General features: G+C 68.1%; 18 protein-coding genes. 12 read left to right on the top strand and 6 right to left on the bottom strand.

Annotated features, from left to right (window positions below; translation table 11 throughout):
• The first annotated feature begins 22 nt into the window (after positions 1-22).
• The 12 genes from CAL11_RS11635 (at position 23) to CAL11_RS11580 (ending at position 15,217) form a co-directional block, all read left to right on the top strand.
• Positions 23-1,444: a flagellar hook-basal body complex protein gene (locus CAL11_RS11635; protein ID WP_086093014.1), complete on the top strand. Its 1,422-nt coding sequence runs from the start codon at positions 23-25 to the stop codon at positions 1,442-1,444.
• A 38-nt stretch (positions 1,445-1,482) separates the two neighbouring features.
• Entirely contained in the window at positions 1,483-2,247 is a 765-nt protein-coding gene (locus CAL11_RS11630; protein WP_033460454.1) for a flagellar basal body rod protein FlgF, read from the top strand.
• A gap of 44 nt (positions 2,248-2,291) precedes the next feature.
• Positions 2,292-3,077: a flagellar basal-body rod protein FlgG gene (gene flgG / locus CAL11_RS11625; protein WP_003811883.1), complete on the top strand. Its 786-nt coding sequence runs from the start codon at positions 2,292-2,294 to the stop codon at positions 3,075-3,077.
• On the top strand, positions 3,077-3,766 hold the full coding sequence (locus tag CAL11_RS11620; RefSeq protein ID WP_033460451.1) for a flagellar basal body L-ring protein FlgH: 690 nt from the start codon (positions 3,077-3,079) through the stop codon (positions 3,764-3,766). The genes flgG and CAL11_RS11620 overlap by 1 nt, the downstream gene beginning before the upstream one ends.
• A gap of 2 nt (positions 3,767-3,768) precedes the next feature.
• Positions 3,769-4,902, top strand: a complete 1,134-nt coding sequence (locus tag CAL11_RS11615; RefSeq protein WP_033460448.1) for a flagellar basal body P-ring protein FlgI — start codon at positions 3,769-3,771, stop codon at positions 4,900-4,902.
• Positions 4,903-4,919: 17 nt separating this feature from the next.
• A complete protein-coding gene (gene flgJ / locus CAL11_RS11610) occupies positions 4,920-5,936 on the top strand; it encodes a flagellar assembly peptidoglycan hydrolase FlgJ (RefSeq protein WP_086093013.1) in 1,017 nt (338 codons plus the stop codon).
• A 69-nt stretch (positions 5,937-6,005) separates the two neighbouring features.
• Entirely contained in the window at positions 6,006-7,652 is a 1,647-nt protein-coding gene (gene flgK, locus CAL11_RS11605) for a flagellar hook-associated protein FlgK (protein WP_086093012.1), read from the top strand.
• Between the two features lie 33 nt (positions 7,653-7,685).
• Positions 7,686-9,218, top strand: a complete 1,533-nt coding sequence (flgL, locus tag CAL11_RS11600) for a flagellar hook-associated protein FlgL (RefSeq protein WP_086093011.1) — start codon at positions 7,686-7,688, stop codon at positions 9,216-9,218.
• A gap of 78 nt (positions 9,219-9,296) precedes the next feature.
• A complete protein-coding gene (locus CAL11_RS11595; protein ID WP_086093010.1) occupies positions 9,297-11,135 on the top strand; it encodes a methyl-accepting chemotaxis protein in 1,839 nt (612 codons plus the stop codon).
• Positions 11,136-11,161: 26 nt separating this feature from the next.
• Complete coding sequence (locus CAL11_RS11590) at positions 11,162-11,605, top strand: hypothetical protein (RefSeq protein ID WP_086094569.1); 444 nt, start codon at positions 11,162-11,164, stop codon at positions 11,603-11,605.
• A 110-nt stretch (positions 11,606-11,715) separates the two neighbouring features.
• Positions 11,716-13,440, top strand: a complete 1,725-nt coding sequence (locus tag CAL11_RS11585) for a methyl-accepting chemotaxis protein (RefSeq protein ID WP_086093009.1) — start codon at positions 11,716-11,718, stop codon at positions 13,438-13,440.
• A 178-nt stretch (positions 13,441-13,618) separates the two neighbouring features.
• Positions 13,619-15,217 (top strand): methyl-accepting chemotaxis protein, encoded by a 1,599-nt coding sequence (locus tag CAL11_RS11580; RefSeq protein ID WP_086093008.1) that lies wholly within the window; start codon positions 13,619-13,621, stop codon positions 15,215-15,217.
• A gap of 115 nt (positions 15,218-15,332) precedes the next feature.
• Here CAL11_RS11580 and fliR read toward each other — a convergent pair whose 3' ends face one another.
• From fliR to fliM, 6 genes are read right to left on the bottom strand one after another with little or no spacing between them, the layout of a single operon-like run.
• Positions 15,333-16,121, bottom strand: coding sequence for a flagellar biosynthetic protein FliR (gene fliR, locus CAL11_RS11575; RefSeq protein WP_033462023.1), 789 nt, complete (start codon positions 16,119-16,121; stop codon positions 15,333-15,335).
• A gap of 22 nt (positions 16,122-16,143) precedes the next feature.
• Positions 16,144-16,413, bottom strand: a complete 270-nt coding sequence (gene fliQ / locus CAL11_RS11570) for a flagellar biosynthesis protein FliQ (protein ID WP_003811859.1) — start codon at positions 16,411-16,413, stop codon at positions 16,144-16,146.
• Between the two features lie 16 nt (positions 16,414-16,429).
• Positions 16,430-17,221, bottom strand: coding sequence for a flagellar type III secretion system pore protein FliP (fliP, locus tag CAL11_RS11565; RefSeq protein ID WP_086093007.1), 792 nt, complete (start codon positions 17,219-17,221; stop codon positions 16,430-16,432).
• 11 nt (positions 17,222-17,232) lie between these two features.
• Positions 17,233-17,574, bottom strand: coding sequence for a flagellar biosynthetic protein FliO (gene fliO, locus CAL11_RS11560; RefSeq protein ID WP_086093006.1), 342 nt, complete (start codon positions 17,572-17,574; stop codon positions 17,233-17,235).
• Between the two features lie 10 nt (positions 17,575-17,584).
• A complete protein-coding gene (gene fliN, locus CAL11_RS11555) occupies positions 17,585-18,088 on the bottom strand; it encodes a flagellar motor switch protein FliN (protein WP_086093005.1) in 504 nt (167 codons plus the stop codon).
• Entirely contained in the window at positions 18,081-19,091 is a 1,011-nt protein-coding gene (gene fliM, locus CAL11_RS11550) for a flagellar motor switch protein FliM (protein ID WP_068926288.1), read from the bottom strand. The genes fliN and fliM overlap by 8 nt, the downstream gene beginning before the upstream one ends.
• Position 19,092 lies beyond the last annotated feature (1 nt).

Genomic DNA, 19,092 nt, shown 5'->3' with positions numbered 1-19,092 from the left:
CTGAGAGCTACGGGACAAAGACATGGGATTCGGACAAGGATTGAGCGGCCTGAACGCCGCCTCGCAGAACCTGGATGTAATCGGCAATAACATCGCCAACTCGGGCACGGTCGGCTTCAAGTCGGGCGCGGCCTCGTTCGCCGACGTGTACGCCAGCTCGCGCGTCGGCCTGGGCGTGAAAGTCAGCGCCATCAACCAGCGCTTCACGGTGGGCAATATTTCGACCACCGGCGGCGAATACGACATGGCGATCGACGGCGGCAAGGGCTTTTTCCGCCTGACCGACCAGAGCGGCGGGGTGTTCTACTCGCGCAACGGCGAGTTCATGGTCGACAAGAACTTCTACATCGTCAACGCCCAGGGCTTTCGCCTGACCGGCTATCCGGCCGGCGGCGTGGGCGCCCAGCCGGTGGACCTGCAACTGCCGCAAGGCAACATCGCGCCGCAAGCGACCAGCACCGCGGGCCTGCAGACCAACCTGAACGCCAACGCCAAGGTCATCAACCCCAACGATACGCCGGCCGTGGATGGCACGGTGGAACTGGACGGCACGTCCTACAGCTTCACCAATGCGGGCGGCGTGTTCGCCTGGGTCGCGCCCGCGCCGGTCGACGGCACCTATAACGGCGGCGACATCGTGATCGCCGGCGGCGCGGTGACCGGCGACCTGGCCAGCCAGCCGGGCTACCAGCCCTACCAGCCGCTGGTGGCCGGCATCCCGTTCGATCCGACCAACCCGCTGTCGTACACCGACCAGGTGCCGACCACGGTCTACGACTCGCTGGGCAACTCGCACCAGATGATCCAGTACTTCGCCAAGCGCCCCGCGGTGGGCACCGAGAGCGTGTACGAGGTCTATTACGTGCTGGACGGCCAGCCCATGCAGGTCAATGGCGGCGCCTCGCAGACGCTGAATTTCGACACCGCCGGCAATCTGCTCAACCAGCCGCCCACCGCGCAGGTGACGTTCGCCAACCCGGGCGGCAACGCCGCGCCGGCCGACCCGCTGGCGATCACCGTCAGCTACAACGGCGTCACCCAGTACGGCAGCGATTTCGCGCCCAAGGTGGTGCAGAACGGCTACTCCAGCGGCGAGTTCATGGGCCTGTCGGTGGGCAAGGACGGCAGCCTGGTGGCCAAGTACACCAACGGCGAGACGCAGACCATCGGCACCCTGGTGCTGGCCAATTTCAACAACGTGCAGGGCCTGCAGCCGGTGGGCAACAACGCCTGGGTGGAGACGTCCGAATCGGGCCAGGCCACGCTGGGCCAGCCGGGCACCAACGGCCTGGCGACCATCGCCGGGCAGGCGCTGGAGGCCTCCAACGTGGACATGAGCCGCGAGCTGGTCAACATGATCGTGGCCCAGCGCACCTACCAGGCCAACGCGCAGACCATCAAGACGCAGGACGAAGTCATGCAGGTCCTGATGAACATGCGCTGAGCGCCGGCGCCCACCTGAATCGATAACGGAAGGCCAGGATGGACCGGATCATCTACACCGCCATGAACGGCGCAGCCCGCATTGCCGAGCACCAGACGGTGCTGGGCAACAACATGGCCAACGTCAACACGCCGGGGTTCCGCGAGCAGATCGCGCTGTACCGCTCGGTGCCCATGGCCGACGGCACCTCGTTGCCCACGCGGGTCTCGACCGTGGCGTCCACGCCCGGCAACAACTTCGAGATGGGCAACATGATGACGACGGGGCGCGAGCTGGACGTGGCCCTGGCCGGGCCGGGCTGGTTCGCGCTGCAGACGCCGCAGGGCGAGGCCTATACCCGCGCCGGGGCGCTGCAGGTGGGCGTCAATGGCCTGCTGCAGACCGCGACCGGGCAGCCCGTGCTGTCCGACCAGAACGCGGTCATCGAAGTGCCGGACCAGGCCAGCCTGACGATCGCGTCGGACGGCACCGTCACCGCCATCGGCGCGGGCGACCCGCCCAACAACATTCTCAACCTGGGCCGCCTGAAGATGGTCAACCCGCCGCCGCAGCAGCTGGTGCATGGCGACGACGGGGTGTTCCGCATGCCGCAGCAGCCCAACGGCCAGCCCGCCGCGCCGCTGCCGGCGGATCCGTCGCAGCGCCTGTTGAGCGGCGTGCTGGAAGGCAGCAACGCCAGCCCGATGGGCGCCATGGTGGGCATGATCCAGAACGCACGGCGGTTCGAGATGCAGATGCAGGTGATACGCGAGGCGGACAAGAACGCCGAGCGCGCCAACGGGATTCTGGCCGCGGCCAGCTGATTATCAATGCGCGCGCGCCAGGCGCCGCGCCAGGAGTTTTCATCATGATGCGTTCGTTGTGGGTTGCCAAGACGGGCCTGGAAGGCCAGCAGACGTCGATGGACGTCATTTCCAACAACCTGGCCAACGTCCAGACCAACGGCTTCAAGCGGGGCCGCGCGGTGTTCCAGGACCTGATGTACCAGACGCTGCGCCAGCCCGGCGCGCAGGTCGGCGACGCCAACCAGCTGCCCTCCGGGCTGCAGCTGGGCACGGGCGTGCAGGTGGCCGCCACCCAGCGGGTGTTCTCGCAGGGCAACATGAACAATACCGGCGGCGAAATGGACATCGCGATCCAGGGACGCGGCTTCCTGCAGGTCGAGCTGCCCGACGGCACGCAGGCCTACACCCGCGACGGCTCGCTGCAGGTCGACCAGAACGGCCAGCTGACCACCGCCGGCGGCTATGTGATCCAGCCGCCCATCAACGTGCCGGACAACGCGCTGTCGCTGACCATCGGCAAGGACGGCACGGTGTCGGTCACCCAGCCCGGCGCGGCCGGCACCAACGTGCAGATCGGCCAGCTGCAGGTCGCCACCTTCATCAATCCGACCGGCCTGCAGAGCGTGGGCGAGAACCTGTACCTGGAAACCGACTCGTCGGGACCGGCCAACCTGCTGCAGCCGGGCATCGACGGCGCCGGCCAGATCCTGCAGCAGTACGTGGAAACGTCCAACGTCAACGTGGCCGAGGAACTGGTCAACATGATCACCACCCAGCGCGCCTACGAAATGAACAGCAAGGCGGTCAAGACCTCCGACGAAATGCTGGCCCGCCTGACCCAACTGTGATGCTGAAAACCGTATTGCGCCTGGCGGCCTGCGCCGCGCTGCTGGCGCTGGCCGCGGGCTGCGCGATGATTCCGCCCGAACCGGTGGTGACCGGCCCGCTGACCGCGCCGCCGCCGCCGCCGCCGCAACCCTCGGCGCGGCCCAACGGCTCGATCTACCAACCCTCGGCCTACGGCAACTATCCGCTGTTCGAGGACCGCCGGCCGCGCAACGTGGGCGATATCGTCACCATCGTGCTGGAGGAAAAGACCAACGCCGCCAAGGGCGTGGCCACCAACACCAGCCGCGACGGCTCGGCCACGCTGGGCGTGGCGGCCGCGCCGCGCTTCATGGACGGCATCATCAACGACAAGCTGGATACCGATATCTCGGGCGGCAACACCGCCAACGGCACCGGCAAGAGCAGCGCCAACAACACCTTCACCGGCACCATCACGACCACCGTGATCGGGGTGCTGCCCAACGGCAACCTGCAGATCGCCGGCGAGAAGCAGATCGCCATCAACCGGGGCAGCGAGTATGTGCGCTTCTCGGGCGTGGTCGATCCGCGCTCGATCACCGGCAGCAATACGGTGTCGTCCACCCGGGTGGCCGACGCGCGCATCGAATACCGCAGCAAGGGCGTCATGGACGAAGTCCAGACCATGGGCTGGCTGCAACGCTTTTTCCTGATCGCTTCGCCGTTCTGATCATGACATTTCCGACCTCGCTATCCGTTTTGCTGATTCCGCTGGCGCGCGCCGTCCTGGCGCTGGCGCTGCTGGGCGCGGGCGCCGCGCATGCCGAGCGCCTCAAGGACCTGGCCTCGATCCAGGGCGTGCGCGGCAACCAGCTGATCGGGTACGGCCTGGTCGTGGGGCTGGACGGCAGCGGCGACCAGGTGCGCCAGACGCCGTTCACGCAGCAAAGCCTGACCAACATGCTGTCGCAGCTGGGCATCACGGTGCCGCAGGGCAGCAACATGCAGTTGAAGAACGTGGCCGCCGTCATGGTGACCGCGACCCTGCCGTCGTTCGCGCGCCCCGGCCAGACCGTGGACGTGGTGGTGTCGTCGATGGGCAATGCCAAGAGCCTGCGCGGCGGCACGCTGCTGATGACCCCGCTCAAGGGCGCCGACAACCAGGTCTATGCCATCGCCCAGGGCAACATCCTGGTGGGCGGGGCGGGGGCCTCGGCGGGCGGCTCCAGCGTGCAGATCAACCAGCTCAACGGCGGGCGCATCAGCAACGGCGCGATAGTCGAGCGCGCCGTGCCCACCATGTACGCGCAGGACGGCATGGTGTACCTGGAGATGAACAATACCGATTTCGGCACGACGCAGAACGCCGCCTCGGCCATCAACCGCCAGTTCGGCGCCGGCACCGCCATGGCGCTGGACGGCCGGGTGATCCAGGTGCGCGGCCCGCTGGACCCGTCCATGATGCCGGCGTTCCTGTCGCAGGTGGAGAACCTGCAGGTCGTGCGCGCGCCGGCCACGGCCAAGGTCATCATCAACGCGCGCACCGGCTCGGTGGTGATGAACCGCACGGTCATGATCGAGGAGGCCGCGGTGGCGCACGGCAACCTGTCGGTGATCATCAACCGCCAGAACCAGGTGTTCCAGCCCGATACGCCGTTTACCGAGGGCCAGACCGTGGTCGTGCCGAACACGCAGATCGAGGTGCGCCAGGACGGCGGCGCGCTGCAGCGCGTGACCACCAGCGCCAACCTGGCCGACGTGGTCAAGGCGCTCAACGCGCTGGGCGCCACGCCGCAGGACCTGCTGGCCATCCTGCAGGCCATGAAAACCGCCGGCGCCCTGCGCGCCGACCTGGAAATCATCTAAGGCCCACCGACGCAGCCATGTCATTCGTCAGCTATACCCCCCGCCCGGGCGCCCAGGAATCGGTCTTCGACCTGGGGCGCCTGGCCGACCTCAAGCGCGACGCGGTGAAGGCGCCGGGCGGCGAGGGCCAGCAAAAGGAAGTGGCCCGCCAGTTCGAGGCGCTGTTCCTGCAGATGATGCTCAAGCGCATGCGCGAGGCGACGCCCAAGGAGGGCCTGTTCGATTCGCAGCAGACCGAGATGCTGCAGGCCATGGCCGACGAGCAACTGGCCCTGCAACTGGCCTCGCCGGGCATCGACCTGGCGCAGGCGCTGCTGGGGCAGATGCAGCAGGGCCAGCCGCCGGTCCAGCCCGCCGCGGCTGGCGGCGACGCCGCCGCGGCCCGCGCGCTGGCCGGCACGGCCGCGCCCGCGCCGCTGGTGCGCGACCTGCGCGGCAACTACGTACAGCCCGACCCCGCGCCCAGGCGCGAGGTCAACGCGCTGCTGGACGTGCTGCGCAACAACCGGGCGCGCGACCGCGCCATGGCGGCGGCCGAGGGCGCGCCCTCGCACGTGGTCGACTTCGTGTCGCGCATGTCGCGCGCGGCCAATGTCGCGGCGCAGCAAAGCGGCGTGCCGGCGCGGCTGATCCTGGGCCAGGCGGCGCTGGAATCGGGCTGGGGCCGGCGCGAACTGCGCCACGAGGATGGCAGCACCAGCTACAACCTGTTCGGCATCAAGGCGGGCGCCAGCTGGAAGGGCAAGGTCGTCAATGTGATGACGACCGAGTACGTCGACGGAGTCGCGCAGAAGCTGGTGCAGCCGTTCAGGGCCTATTCGTCCTACGAGGAGTCGTTCAGCGACTACGCCCGCCTGATCGGCAACAGCCCGCGCTACGAGGCGGTCACCCAGGCCAGCAACGAAATCGAGGCGGCGCGGCGCATCCAGGAGGCCGGCTACGCCACCGATCCGCGCTATGCCGAGAAGCTGATCAGCATCATGGGCCAGCTGCGCACCAGCGTGGCGCGCGCCGATTTTTCCGGCGGCCTCTAAATATTGGCGGCGGGCTGCCGTTAACCAGGCATCTGAACCGCGTGCGGTGAATTACGGGGCATTGCTAGCATGAATCTGTACAACTTGGCGCTGACCGGCCTGAACGCTTCGCAAGCAGGCCTGGAGACGACCAGCCACAACATCAACAATGCCACGACGGTCGGCTACAGCCGCCAGCGTGTCATCACCTCGACCGCCGGCGCCGGCGAGACCGGGCAGGGCTTTTTCGGCCGCGGCGTGCAGGTGGATACGGTGACGCGCCAGTACGACAGTTTCCTGTACCGGCAGCTGGTCGGCGCGCAAGGCAGCAGCGCCCAGCTGAGCACCCACCTCGCGCAAGTGTCGCAGGTGAACAATCTGTTCGGCGATCGCACCGTCGGCATCACGCCGGCGCTCGCGGGCCTGTTCACCAGCACCAACGCCGCGGCCACCAAGCCGGCCGATCCGGCCGTGCGCGCCGACATGATCGGCAAGGCCAACAGCCTGGTGACCCAGATCAACACGGCCTACCAGGAGCTGGAAAACCAGCGCAATGGCCTCAATACGCAGATCTCGACCACGGTCGAGCAGGTCAACAGCTACCTCGAGCGCATCAACGACCTGAACAAGCAGATCGTCATCGCGCGCGGCAAGGACGGCCACGCGCCCAACGACCTGCTGGACCAGCGCGACCAGGCCGTCTCGGAACTGAATCAGCTGACCGGCATCCGTTTCTACGAGCAGGGCGACGCCTTCAACATCACGCTGCAAAGCGGGCAGACCCTGCTGTCGGGCACGACGGTCTACCCGTTGCAGGCGGTGCCCTCGGCCAGCGACCCCAAGCGCCTGGCGGTGGCCTATACGCTGCCGTCGGGGCCGGGCACCACCATCCAGGTGGAAATGAACGACAGCGAGGTCACCGGCGGGCAGTTGGGCGGCCTGCTCAGCTTCCGCAGCCAGTCGCTGGACGCGGTGCAGGACCAGCTGGGCCAGCTGGCGATCGGGCTGGCCATGGCGTTCAACGCGCAGCACCGCCAGGGCTACGACCTGGACGGCCAGCCTGGCGGCGACATGTTCGGCCTGAAGGCGCCCGCGGCGATCCGCAATGCCGGCAATACCAGCACGGGCGAGTGGCAGTCGGCCTATACGGACGCCAACGCCATCCGCGCCAGCGCCTACCGCATCCAGTACGACGGCGCCAACTACACGGTGACGCGCCTGTCCGACGGCAGCAGTTTCGGCGTCACGCCCAGCGGCACGCCGCCCACGCTGTCGTTCGACGGCCTGACCCTGACCGGCAGCGGCACGCCGGCCGCCGGCGACGTCTGGACGCTGCAGCCGGCCCGCGACGCGGCGCGCGACCTCAAGCAATTGATCAGCGACCCCAGCAAGCTGGCGCTGGCCGATTCGGCGCTGGGCACGACCAACGGCAACAACGGCCTGAAGCTGGCCGAACTGCAGACGGCCAAGGTGCTGGGCAACGGCAGCATGAGCCTGAACGAGATGTTCTCGCAGCTCGTCAACAACGTGGGCGTGCAGACCCAGCAGGTCAGCACGGCCAACACGGCGCAGGCCAACCTGGTCAAGCAGCAGGCCACCGCCCACCTGTCGGTGTCGGGCGTGAACCTGAACGAAGAATACGTCAACCTGACGATCTTCCAGGAGCAATACCAGGCCAGCGCCAAGATCCTGGACGTGGCCAGCACGGTGTTCGACACCTTGCTGGGCCTGCGCTGAGCGCGACGCTAAACAAGAGATTGGAGTTCGACGATGCGTTTGAGCACCGCACTGATTTACCAGAACGGCCTGAACGGCGTGCTGAACCAGGAAGCCGCCATGGCGCGCCTGCAGGAGCAGCTCTCCAGCGGCCGCCGGGTCCTGACGCCGGCCGACGACCCGCTGGCCGCCGCGCTGGCGGTCAATGTCTCGCAGACGTCCAGCATGAACAGCAACTACGACGCCAACCGCAAGCAGGCCGAGCAGGCGCTGGGCGCCCAGACCAATACGCTGCAGTCGGTCGTCAAGAACATGCAGGAAATGCTCAAGCGGGTGGTCGAGGCCGGCAACGGCACCATGAGCGACGCCGATCGCCAGGCGCTGGTCATCGCGCTCAAGGGCGCGCGCGAGGAACTGGTGGGGCTGGCCAACGCCACGGATGGCAACGGGCAGTTCCTGTTTTCCGGCTACAAGGGTTTTACCCAGCCCTACAGCTTCGACGCCGCGACCGGCAAGGTGACCTATAACGGCGACCTGGGCCAGCGCGGCATCCAGGTCGACCAGAGCCGCCTGATGAGCGGCGGCGACGTCGGCAGCGATATCTTCAACAGCGTCACCAGCGGCACGCTGGCCTATATTGCGGACGCCGGCGCGGGCAATACCGGCACCGGCCAATACGGCGCGGTGTCGTTCGACGGGCCGCGCGCCGACAATTACGTGGGGCGTGATTTCCGCATCGAATTCGCGCGCGATCCGGTGACCGACGAGCTGCAGTATTCGGTGCTCAGCGATCCGCCCGTGGTCCCGCCTGAGCAGCCGTTGCCGGCCAACATGCCTTATTCGGAAGGCTCGGTGATCGACATGAACGGCGTGTCGATCAAGCTGACGGGCCAACCGGAGGCGGGCGATGTGTTCACGGTGGAGACGCCCAAGTCCTGGAAGATGGGCGTGCAGGGCGACGCGGCCAATACCGGATCGGCCGCGCTGACGCCGGTGTCGCTGCCGGACGGGCTGACCGGCAAGAACCTGAGCGTGGAATTCCTGGACGACGGCGCCGGCGGTCTGCTCTACAGCGTGACCAGCACGCCGCCGGATCCCGGCCTGCCGGCCAACGTGCCGGTCAAGCCGGGCGACGTCATCGATATCGGCGGCCTTAAGGTCAAGGTGGACGGCCAGCCGGCCGCCGGCGACACGTTCGCCGTGACCACGCCGAAGTCGGCCAATGTGGACGTGTTCGACACGCTCAACGATCTGATCAACGCGCTCGATACGCCCATCAGCGGCGATCCGCGGGCCGCCGCCGCGCTGGCCAACACGCTGGCCACGGCCAACAAGAAGCTGAACCTGTCGCTGGACAACGTGCTGACGGTGCAGGCTTCGGTGGGCGCCCGCCTCAATGAACTGGAAGCGCTGGGCAATACCGGCGCGCAGAAGGGATTGTCGTACGTCAAGCAGCTGTCTGACCTGGAGGACGTGAATATCTACCAGGCGACCAGCGACTTGCTGTTGCGGCAGGTCGCATTGCAGGCGGCTTCGCTGGCCCTGCAACGCATACAGGGAAACAGCCTGTTCTCGATGGGTCGATAGATCCACGGCAGGCCTCATAGTCGGGAAATGGCGCGCGCTCCCCTCGAGGAGCGCGTGTTCGATGGAAAGCAAATAATCATGTGGTCGAATTTGAAGGTACGCACCTGCATCACCCTGGTGCTGGGCCTGTTCCTGGTGGCGATGCTGGTGTCCAATGGAATGGCCTGGCTGGGCATGAGTTCCAGCAACGACAAGCTGGAGCGCGTCAACAACGCGTATTCGAACCAGGCGGTGCCGGCCTACGACGCCTACGTCATGCTGCTGCGGGCGCGGCTGAACATGGTCTCGTCGATGCTGGACCTGCAGGAAGGGCGGCTGAAGGAGTCGGCCGATACGCTGGCCCACGCGCAGCGCCAGACCGGCGAGGCGCGCGAGCGCTTCGAATCGTTCCTGCGGGTGGCCAAGGCGTCTTCGACAGCCGACCAGGCCGGCGCGGTGGAAACGGCATTTCGCGCCTATCTGGATGTGGCGGCGCGCCAGATGCAGGCCATGCAGGAGCAGAAGCTGGGCGAGTTCGTGCAGCTCAACCCCTCGGCGCAGCGCTTGAACACCGCCTTCGATACGGCGGCGTCGGCCTACCTGGACCGGATCGATACGGCTACCGATGCGCTGGTGGAGGACGCGCGCGCCGAGCACCTGCGCGCCAATACGGTAACCCTGGCGTTGATCGTCGTGGCATTGGCGCTGTGCGCCGGTTGCGGGCTGTTCATCGGCCGCGCCGTGCTGCGCCCGCTCAGGGAAGCCGGCCAGCATTTCGACAGGATCGCCGGCGGCGACCTGACCGCGCGCGTGGACGTGCGCAGCACCAACGAGATCGGCCAGCTGTTTGCCGCCTTGAAGCGCATGCAGGAGAGCCTGACGCGCACCGTGGCGACGGTGCGCCGCGGGGTGGACGAGATCAACGTGGGGTCGCGCGAGATCTCGGCCGGTAACACGGACCTGTCCAGCCGCACCGAAGAGCAGGCGGCCTCACTGGAGGAGACCGCGGCGTCGATGGAGCAGCTGGCCTCGACGGTCAAGCAGAACGCCGACAACGCGCGCCAGGCCAATCAATTGGCCGGCGTGGCCTCGGACGTGGCCGAGCGCGGCGGTTCGGCGGTGTCGGAAGTGGTGACGACGATGCAGGACATCTCGGCCAGTTCGCGCAAGATTTCCGAGATCGTGTCGGTGATCGACGGGATTGCGTTCCAGACCAACATCCTGGCGCTGAACGCGGCGGTGGAGGCGGCGCGCGCGGGCGAGCAGGGCAAGGGTTTCGCGGTGGTGGCGGGCGAAGTGCGCTCGCTGGCGCAGCGCAGCGCCCAGGCGGCCAAGGAGATCAAGGTGCTGATCGAGGATTCGGTCGGCAAGGTGGGCACGGGTTCGCAGCAGGTCGAGCGCGCCGGGGCGACGATGCAGGAGATCGTGGCTTCGGTCAAGCGGGTGACGGACATCATGGGCGAGATCTCGGCGGCCTCGGAAGAGCAGTCCAGCGGGATCGAGCAGGTGAACCGGGCGGTGTCGCAGATGGACGAGGTGACGCAGCAGAACGCGGCGCTGGTGGAGGAGGCCGCGGCGGCGGCCGGTTCGCTGCAGGAGCAGGCGCAGCGCCTGGCCGAAGCGGTCTCGGTGTTCAAGATCAATGCCGGCGAGGTGATCGACGTTTCGGCGCGCCAGCTGGCGCAGCAGCGCCAGGCGCCGCGCGTGGCGGCGGCGCCGGCGGCCAGCGCCCCGGCGCCCGAGGGGCGGACCGAGCCGGCGCCGGCATCGGCGCCGCGGCTGGCGCGTCCGGCCGCGCGCGCGGAAGTGGCGGCCGAGGCGGCCAGCGTACGTCGACCCGCCCGCCGGCCGGCCGCGGCCGGGCCGGCGGCCGACGCGGCAACGCCGGCGCCTTCGCGCCGCCGTGCGCCGGCCGACGACGACTGGGAATCCTTTTGAACCCCGCCGACCGCAAGGAGCACGCCATGCCGAGATGGATAGCGGGATTGGGCGCCATGCTGGTGGTGCTATGGCTGGCGGGCTGCGCGGCCACCGGACACAATTTCGACCCGGGCCGGCTGTCGCGGCTGACGCCGGGGCAGACAACGCTGGAAGAGGCGGCGCGCGAGCTGGGCGCGCCGCCGGACACGATATATGGCCAACGGGACGGCGGTGTGCTGGCCCTGTGGCAGTTCAAGATCACGTTCGTCACCGACGGGTTCTACAGCCGCAAGGAAGCCTTGCTGCAGTTCGGCCCCGACGGACGGCTGATGCGTCTGGTCGACAGTACCAATATCCTGCTGGAGCCTTGGGAACGCCGCAAGTTGCTGGGCCCCGAGCCGCCGTGGCCCGCCGAACCGGCGGCGCCGCAAGCGGCTCCCCAGGCGGCGCCGGTTGCCATACCGGTGCCGGCGGCTCCAGTGCAATAGTCGCCGACGCCACCGACGCCGGATTGCCGCCGGCGTGGCCGCTTTCCCTGGCACGCCTCGCGCGCCGGGGAAAGCGTCATTTTTGAAATTCCTGAAGGACGGGGGGAAACATGGAAGCGGATCTCGAAACTGGTGCCAAGAAGGTCAAGGCCAACAAGCGCGCGCGAGCGCCCAGGCAAAAGCGCAGCCTCCGCCTGCGTGACGCCCATGTCGGCTCATTGCTGATGTGGGTGTTGGGCGTATTCGCGCTCATGATTGCCGGCGTCGGCGCGATGGCTGCGTATTTCCTGCAACAGAATTACCAGTCGGTGGGGGAAATCAACGCCCTGACCGACCGGGTCGGCCAGGTGGAAATCATCAATAGCGACATGTTGCGCGCGCGCGTCTCGCTGATGGTGTCGGCGCGCCAGCTGCAGGAGTCGGGCTGGGGCAGCGGCGCGAACGCCGCCCAGGCCGCGGCCGCTTCGCTGAAGGACGCCACCGATCTGCTGGCGGGCGTGCGTACCCGCTTTGCCGATTTCCAGAAGAACATGCTGGAGGACGATACCGGCCGCCAGCTGTCGATGAACCTGGTGCGGCGCTACCGCTCGTATATCGACGATGGCGTGGACACCATGGTCGAAGCCCTTCGCAGCGAGGACTACTCGACGTTCTACATGGTCAACAATGAGTACGGCACGCCGCGCAGCGCCGCCTTCATTGCCGCCATCGGCGACTTCAGCAAGTACATCAACGAGCAGCAGCAGGCCACCATGGACGAGGCCCGCACCAACTTCGACCGCGCCCTGATGGCGGTGACGGCGGCGGTGGTGCTGGCCTTGGTCCTGATGCTGGTGGCGCGCACGGTGTTCGGCCGCCTGGTGGTGCGCCCGCTCAAGGAGGCCGGCCAGCATTTCGACAGGATCGCCGCCGGCGACCTGACCGCGCGCGTGGAGGTGCGCAACAGCAACGAGATCGGCCAGCTGTTCGCCGCCTTGAAACGCATGCAGGAGAGCCTGACCCGCACCGTGGCGACGGTTCGCCGCGGGGTGGACGAGATCAACGTGGGGTCGCGCGAGATCTCGGCCGGCAACACGGACCTGTCCAGCCGCACCGAGGAGCAGGCGGCCTCGCTGGAGGAGACCGCGGCGTCGATGGAGCAGCTGGCCTCGACGGTCAAGCAGAACGCCGACAACGCGCGCCAGGCCAACCAGCTGGCGGCCAGCGCCTCGGACGTGGCCGAGCGCGGCGGTTCGGCGGTGTCGGAAGTGGTGACGACGATGCAGGACATCTCGGCCAGTTCGCGCAAGATTTCCGAGATCGTGTCGGTGATCGACGGGATTGCGTTCCAGACCAACATCCTGGCGCTGAACGCGGCGGTGGAGGCGGCGCGCGCGGGCGAGCAGGGCAAGGGTTTCGCGGTGGTGGCGGGCGAAGTGCGCTCGCTGGCGCAGCGCAGCGCCCAGGCGGCCAAGGAGATCAAGGTGCTGATCGAGGACTCGGTCGACAAGGTGGGCACGGGTTCGCAGCAGGTCGAGCGCGCCGGGGCGACGATGCAGGAGATCGTGGCCTCGGTCAAGCGGGTGACGGACATCATGGGCGAGATCTCGGCGGCCTCGGAAGAGCAGTCCAGCGGGATCGATCAGGTCAACCGGGCGGTGTCGCAGATGGACGAGGTGACGCAGCAGAACGCGGCGCTGGTGGAGGAGGCCGCGGCGGCGGCCGGTTCGCTGCAGGAGCAGGCCCAGCGCCTGGCCGAGGCGGTCGCGGTGTTCAAGATCAATACCGGCGAAGTGATCGAAGTGCCGGCGCACCAGCTGTCGGGCTACGCGGCGCCCCTGGTGGCGCAGTCCTGATCGGCGTCCCGGCGCCGTGGCCGCGGGGCCGCGGGCCGGGCGGTCCGTCCAGCCGGGCGGGAAAGCGGCGATCCGCCGCGGCCAGCGCCGCGCCGGATCGTCTTTTTACAGGCAGCGGCCGCGCGGGCGGATCGCATGTCCGAGATGTGTTGTTCAGCAGTTCCACAGGAGACTGGCAGTGCGCGTTAACCTCCCGATATATGACGTAGAGACCAAGCTGCGCGAGGACCAATACCTGATCTCGCGCACCGACACCAAGGGGCGGATCGTCTACGCGAACCCCGCCTTCGTCGAGGTCAGCGGCTTCGAGCGCGACGAACTGATCGGCAAGGCGCACAACCTGGTACGGCATCCCGACATGCCGCCCCAGGCGTACGAGGACCTGTGGCGCACCTTGCAGGCGGGGCAGTCCTGGCTCGGGGTGGTGAAGAACCGCCGCAAGGACGGCGGCTTCTACTGGGTGCTGGCCAACGCCACGCCGATCTACGAAGACGGCGAGGTGGTGGCCTATTCGTCGGTGCGTGTGAAGGCCAGCGACGAGCAGATCGAGGCCGCCGAAGCGGCGTATGCGCGGCTGCGCGCCGGCACGCTGCGTGGCCGGCGCCTGTCGCGTGGCCAGGTGGTGCCCACCGGCTGGCGGCGCGCGTTGGCCGCCGCCGCGTTTCCGCTGCGCGGCGGCCTGAGCGCGCGTATGCTGCGGCAGTCCTTGCTGGCCGCGCTGGCCGTGGCTGGCGCGGGCGCCGCCGCGCTGGCGCCCTGGTGGCAGCAATGGAGCAGCGCGCAGGCCGGGGTCGCGAGCGCCGCCGTGGCGCTGGCCGCGCTGGGCGTGCTCGCGATGCAGTGTCGCCTGCGCGCCGCGGTGCTGCGCACCATGGAAAGCGCGGCCGACATGGCGCGCCAGGTGGCCGCCGGCAACCTCACGACGCAGATCGGCAGCGACGCCAACGACGAGGTGGGCAAGCTGGCGTTCTCGCTGGATGTCATGCGCAAGAGCCTGGTCGGCATCGCGCGCGACGTCTACGGCGGCATCGAAGGCACCACGCAGGCCGCCCTGGGCATCGCGCGCGGCAACCAGGAACTGTCGGCCCGCACCGACGATCAGAGCGCCTCGCTGCAGAACACGGCGGCCAGCATGGAAGAGCTGACTTCCACGGTGCGCCAGAACGCCGACAACGCGCGCCAGGCCAACGACCTGGCGGCGCGCAGCATGGACGTGGCGCGCCGCGGCGGCGATGCCGTCGGGCGCGTGGTCGATACCATGCACGGCATTTCGGACAGCTCGCGCAAGATCGCCGAGATCGTCAACATCATCGAGGGCATCGCCTTCCAGACCAACATCCTGGCGCTGAACGCGGCCGTGGAGGCGGCCCGCGCCGGCGAGTCCGGCAAGGGCTTCGCGGTGGTCGCCGGCGAAGTGCGCAGCCTGGCCCAGAAGAGCGCCCAGGCCGCGCGCGAGATCAAGGACTTGATCGAGGACTCGGTCAGCCGCGTGACCGAGGGTTCCCTGCAGGCCGAGCAGGCCGGCGCCACCATGCAGGAGATCGTCGACGCCGTGCGCGGGGTCACCGACATCATCGGCGAAATCTCGGTGGCCTCGCAGCAGCAGGCCAGCGGCATCGAACAGGTCGACGAGGCCGTCTCGCAGATGGACGGCATGACCGTGCAGAACTCAGGCCTGGTGCAGCAGCTGGGCAACACGGTGGCGCAACTCGGCCACCAGTCGGCCGCGTTGCGCGAGACGATACGCGTGTTCAGGATGGCGCGCGAACAGGGGTGAGGGTGGTGGTGCGGGGGGCAGGCAAGGTGCCGCCGGGTGCCTGTCCCTGCGGGGACAGGCACCGCAGGGAGTCAGCGGGCGCCAGTCCCCCTGCGGGGACAGGCACCCGAGGGGGTTACTTGCCCGCCAGTCCGTTGGCCACGTTATTCATGGTGTTCAGGCCCTGTTCGAACAGGCGTTCGAGGAAGGGGCCGGAATGCGGCAGCACGATGGCCAGCAGCACCAGGCCGACGATGAGGCTGACGGGAAAGCCGATGGCGAACACCGACAGTTGCGGCGCGGCGCGGTTGAGGATGCCCATGGCCAGGTTGATGGTCAGCAGGGCGCAGATCAGCGGCAGCGCCAGCAGCAGGCCGGAGACGAAGATGGTGGCGCCCCATTCGGCCAGGATGCCCCAGCCGTTGCGGTCGAGCACGCCCACCGCGACCGGCAGCGTGTCGAAGCTGCGCACCAGCGCGCCGAGCACCAGCAGGTGGCCGTCCAGCGCCAGGAAAACCAGCATCGCGATGATGTTGAACAGCCGCGATAGCACCGCGGTGTTGGCGCCGGTGGCCGGGTCGAAGAACGACGCGAACGACAGGCCCATCTGCAGGCCGACGAACTCGCCCGCGGTCTGCACCGCGGCGAACACCACCCGCATGGACAGGCCCAGCGCAACGCCGATGAATACCTGCTGGCCCAGCAGGAACAGCCCGGCATACGAACTGGGCGGCACGGCGGGCATGGGGCCGATCGCCGGCGCGACGGCGATGGTCAGCATGAAGGCCAGCCCGATCTTCACCCGCGTGGGGATGGTCGACTCGGAGAACAGCGGCGCGGCGCCCACCAGCGCCAGGATGCGCACGAACGGCCACATGAACTGGGCCAGCCAGCCGTTGAGCTGTTCCATGGTGAACGCGATCATGGCGCGGCGCGGCCAGGCGCGTTCAGGACACCAGCATCGGGATCTGGCCGATCAGCTGGCGGATGTAGTCGGTCAGCAGGCCCAGCAGCCAGGGGCCCAGCAGCACCAGGGTGCCGCACATGGCCAGCAGCTTGGGGATGAACGACAGCGTCATCTCGTTGATCTGCGTGGCGGCCTGGAAGATGCTGATGACCAGGCCGACGATGAGGGTGACCAGCAGCAGCGGTCCGGCCAGCGCCAGGGCGACCTTGAGCGCCTGGTAGGTCATCGACATCACGGTTTCGGCGGTCATGGCGGCCTTCCTCGCGCTATTGGTAGAAGCTCTGGGCCAGCGAGCCGAGCAGCAGGTGCCAGCCGTCGGCCAGCACGAACAGCATCAGCTTGAACGGCAGCGCCACGGTGACCGGAGGCACCATCATCATGCCCAGCGCCATCAGCACGCTGGCGACCACCAGGTCGATGATGAGAAAGGGGATGAAGATGGTAAAGCCGATCTGGAACGCGGTCTTCAGTTCGCTGGTGATGAAGGCCGGGATCAGGATGCGCATCGGCACCTTGGACGGATCTTCCATGGCCGGCAGGCTGGCCAGGTTGGCGAACAGCGTCAGGTCATTCTCGCGGGTCTGGTGCAGCATGAAGGTGTGCAGGGGCGCGCCGGCGCGCTCGACCGCCGTTTCGAACGGAATGCTGCCCGCGGCCAGCGGCTGGTAGGCGTCGGTGTAGATTTTGTCGAACACCGGCGACATGGTGTAGAAGGTCAGGAACAGCGCCAGCCCGATCAACACGTGGTTGGGCGGCGACATCGCGGTGCCCATGGCGCTGCGCAGCAGCCCCAGCACGATGATGATGCGCGTGAAACCGGTCATCATCAGCAGCGCAGCGGGCAGGAACGACAGCGAGGTCATCAGCAGCAGCGTCTGCATGCTGAGCGAGTAGGTCTCCGAGCCATTGGGCCCGGGCGTGGCGGTCAGGGCCGGCAGGGTGGCCTGCGCCAGGGCGCCGCTGGGCCACAGCGCTGCGGCGGCCACGGCGACGGCGGCCATGGCGGGCCACCAGGGCGCGCGCCGGCGCGTATCGGAAAAGCGGAAGCTGATGCTCATTGCGGGCAAGCCTAGGGCCTGTCTACTCGATGGCCGCGCTGCAGCGCCTGGCCCAGTTTGGCGGCAAAGGTGCCGGCGGCGGCCGGCGAGGGGTCGGGCAGCTGGCCGGCCGGCAGGGTGTGCAGGGTGGTCAGCTGGTTGGGCGTGACGCCCAGCACCAGCCAGGTGTCCTCGATTTCGAGCACGACCACGCGTTGGCGCGGGCCCAGGCTCATGCCGCCGACCTGGCGCAGCAGGGCGCCGCCGTGGCGCTGGATCAGGCCCGAGCGCCGCGCCAGCCAGGCCGAGACCAGGATGGCCGCGATCACCAGCGCCAGGCCGATGACAACGCGCAGGACGGCGGATTCGGTCATGGAGCGGTTTTCAGCGGCGGCTGTTCAAGCGGTTGATGCGCTCGGACGGCGTGATGATGTCCGTCAGGCGGATGCCGTACTTGTCGTCCACCACGACCACTTCGCCCTGGGCGATCAGGTAGCCGTTGACGAAGATGTCCATCGGCTCGCCGGCCAGGCCGTCCAGCTCCACGACCGAGCCCTGGCCCAGTTGCAGCAGGTTCTTGATGGTCAGGCGCGTGCGGCCCAGCTCCACCGTCATCTGCACCGGCACGTCCATGATCAGGTCGATGTCGGTGCCCTGGCCGGTCTCCTTGGTGGCCAGCGGCTTGAAGACGGATTGCGCGGCCGGCTGCACGGCCGGCGCGGCGTTCTGCTCGGCCATGGCGTCGGCCCAGTCGTCCTGCGGCTTGAGGCCGTCGGCCTGGGTGGGCGCGGCGGCGCGGTTTTGTTCGGCGAGCGCATCGGCCCAGTCGTCCGCCGGGGCGGGCGCGCCGGCGCCGGTCTGGTCGGGCCGCTCGTTCGTATCAGTCATGGTCGGGGGCCTCGTTGGAATCGGTATCGTCGTAATTGATCAAGTTTTGCACGCGCAGCGCGTATCGGCCGTTGAAGACGCCATAGCCGCACTCCATGAGCGGCACGCCGTCGACGTGGGCGGTGACGGTCTCGGGCACGGCGATGGGCAGCACGTCGCCGGCCTTCATGCGCATCAGCTCGCCGATGCTCGAAGGGATGTGGCCGAACTCCGCCACCAGGTCGATGTCGGCGCTGCGCACCTGGCGCTGCAACTGCTGCGCCCAGCGCTGGTCGACTTCCTCGAGCGCGGTGTCCTGCAGCGGGCGCGTCAGCAGGTCGCGCACCGGCTCGATCATCGAGTAGGGCAGGCAGATATTCAGATCGCCGCCGGTCGCGCCGAATTCGATGTGAAAGGGCGACACCACCACGACTTCGTTGTTGCCGGTGATGCTGGCGAACTTGGTGTGCATTTCCGAACGCACGTACTCGAACTCGATCGGATAGACCGGGTCCCAGGATTTGCCGTAGCTCTCCAGCGTCAGGTTGAGCAGGCGGCGGATGATGCGCTGCTCGGTGGTGGTGAAGTCGCGGCCTTCCACGCGGGTGTGGTAGCGGCCGTCGCCGCCGAACAGGCTGTCGATCACCAGGAACACCAGGCTCGGGTCGTACGTGAACAGCGCCGTGCCGCGCAGCGGCTTCATCTGAATCATGTTCAGGTTGCTGGGCACCGGCAGGTTGCGTTCGAAATCGGCGTACTTCAGGATCTTGATGGCGCCGACGGTGATGTCGGCGTTGCGGCGCATGAAGTTCAGCAGCACATTGCGCATGTGGCGCGCGAAACGCTCGTTGATGAGCTCCAGCGTCTGCATGCGCCGGCGCACCACGCGTTCGGGCGAGCTGAGGTCGTAGGCGCGCGGGGCGCCGGCCTCGTCGCCGGCCGGCTGCTTCTCGTCGCTTTCGCCCGTGACTCCGGCCAGCAGCGCGTCGACTTCGTCCTGCGAAAGAAAAGCCTCGTAGGCCATG

It is taken from the genome of Bordetella genomosp. 6 (assembly GCF_002119705.1).
Lineage (GTDB): Bacteria > Pseudomonadota > Gammaproteobacteria > Burkholderiales > Burkholderiaceae_B > Bordetella > Bordetella bronchiseptica_F.
This window is presented reverse-complemented; position numbering and strand designations above follow the sequence as displayed.

Bases quoted from the DNA above. Each gene is read 5' to 3' on its own strand.
- CAL11_RS11635 (WP_086093014.1), top strand. From the start codon at position 23: ATGGGATTCGGACAAGGATTGAGCGGCCTGAACGCCGCCTCGCAGAAC.
- CAL11_RS11630 (WP_033460454.1), top strand. From the start codon at position 1,483: ATGGACCGGATCATCTACACCGCCATGAACGGCGCAGCCCGCATTGCC.
- flgG (WP_003811883.1), top strand. From the start codon at position 2,292: ATGATGCGTTCGTTGTGGGTTGCCAAGACGGGCCTGGAAGGCCAGCAG.
- CAL11_RS11620 (WP_033460451.1), top strand. From the start codon at position 3,077: ATGCTGAAAACCGTATTGCGCCTGGCGGCCTGCGCCGCGCTGCTGGCG.
- CAL11_RS11615 (WP_033460448.1), top strand. From the start codon at position 3,769: ATGACATTTCCGACCTCGCTATCCGTTTTGCTGATTCCGCTGGCGCGC.
- flgJ (WP_086093013.1), top strand. From the start codon at position 4,920: ATGTCATTCGTCAGCTATACCCCCCGCCCGGGCGCCCAGGAATCGGTC.
- flgK (WP_086093012.1), top strand. From the start codon at position 6,006: ATGAATCTGTACAACTTGGCGCTGACCGGCCTGAACGCTTCGCAAGCA.
- flgL (WP_086093011.1), top strand. From the start codon at position 7,686: ATGCGTTTGAGCACCGCACTGATTTACCAGAACGGCCTGAACGGCGTG.
- CAL11_RS11595 (WP_086093010.1), top strand. From the start codon at position 9,297: ATGTGGTCGAATTTGAAGGTACGCACCTGCATCACCCTGGTGCTGGGC.
- CAL11_RS11590 (WP_086094569.1), top strand. From the start codon at position 11,162: ATGCCGAGATGGATAGCGGGATTGGGCGCCATGCTGGTGGTGCTATGG.
- CAL11_RS11585 (WP_086093009.1), top strand. From the start codon at position 11,716: ATGGAAGCGGATCTCGAAACTGGTGCCAAGAAGGTCAAGGCCAACAAG.
- fliR (WP_033462023.1), bottom strand. From the start codon at position 16,121: ATGATCGCGTTCACCATGGAACAGCTCAACGGCTGGCTGGCCCAGTTC.
- fliQ (WP_003811859.1), bottom strand. From the start codon at position 16,413: ATGACCGCCGAAACCGTGATGTCGATGACCTACCAGGCGCTCAAGGTC.
- fliP (WP_086093007.1), bottom strand. From the start codon at position 17,221: ATGAGCATCAGCTTCCGCTTTTCCGATACGCGCCGGCGCGCGCCCTGG.
- fliO (WP_086093006.1), bottom strand. From the start codon at position 17,574: ATGACCGAATCCGCCGTCCTGCGCGTTGTCATCGGCCTGGCGCTGGTG.
- fliN (WP_086093005.1), bottom strand. From the start codon at position 18,088: ATGACTGATACGAACGAGCGGCCCGACCAGACCGGCGCCGGCGCGCCC.
- fliM (WP_068926288.1), bottom strand. From the start codon at position 19,091: ATGGCCTACGAGGCTTTTCTTTCGCAGGACGAAGTCGACGCGCTGCTG.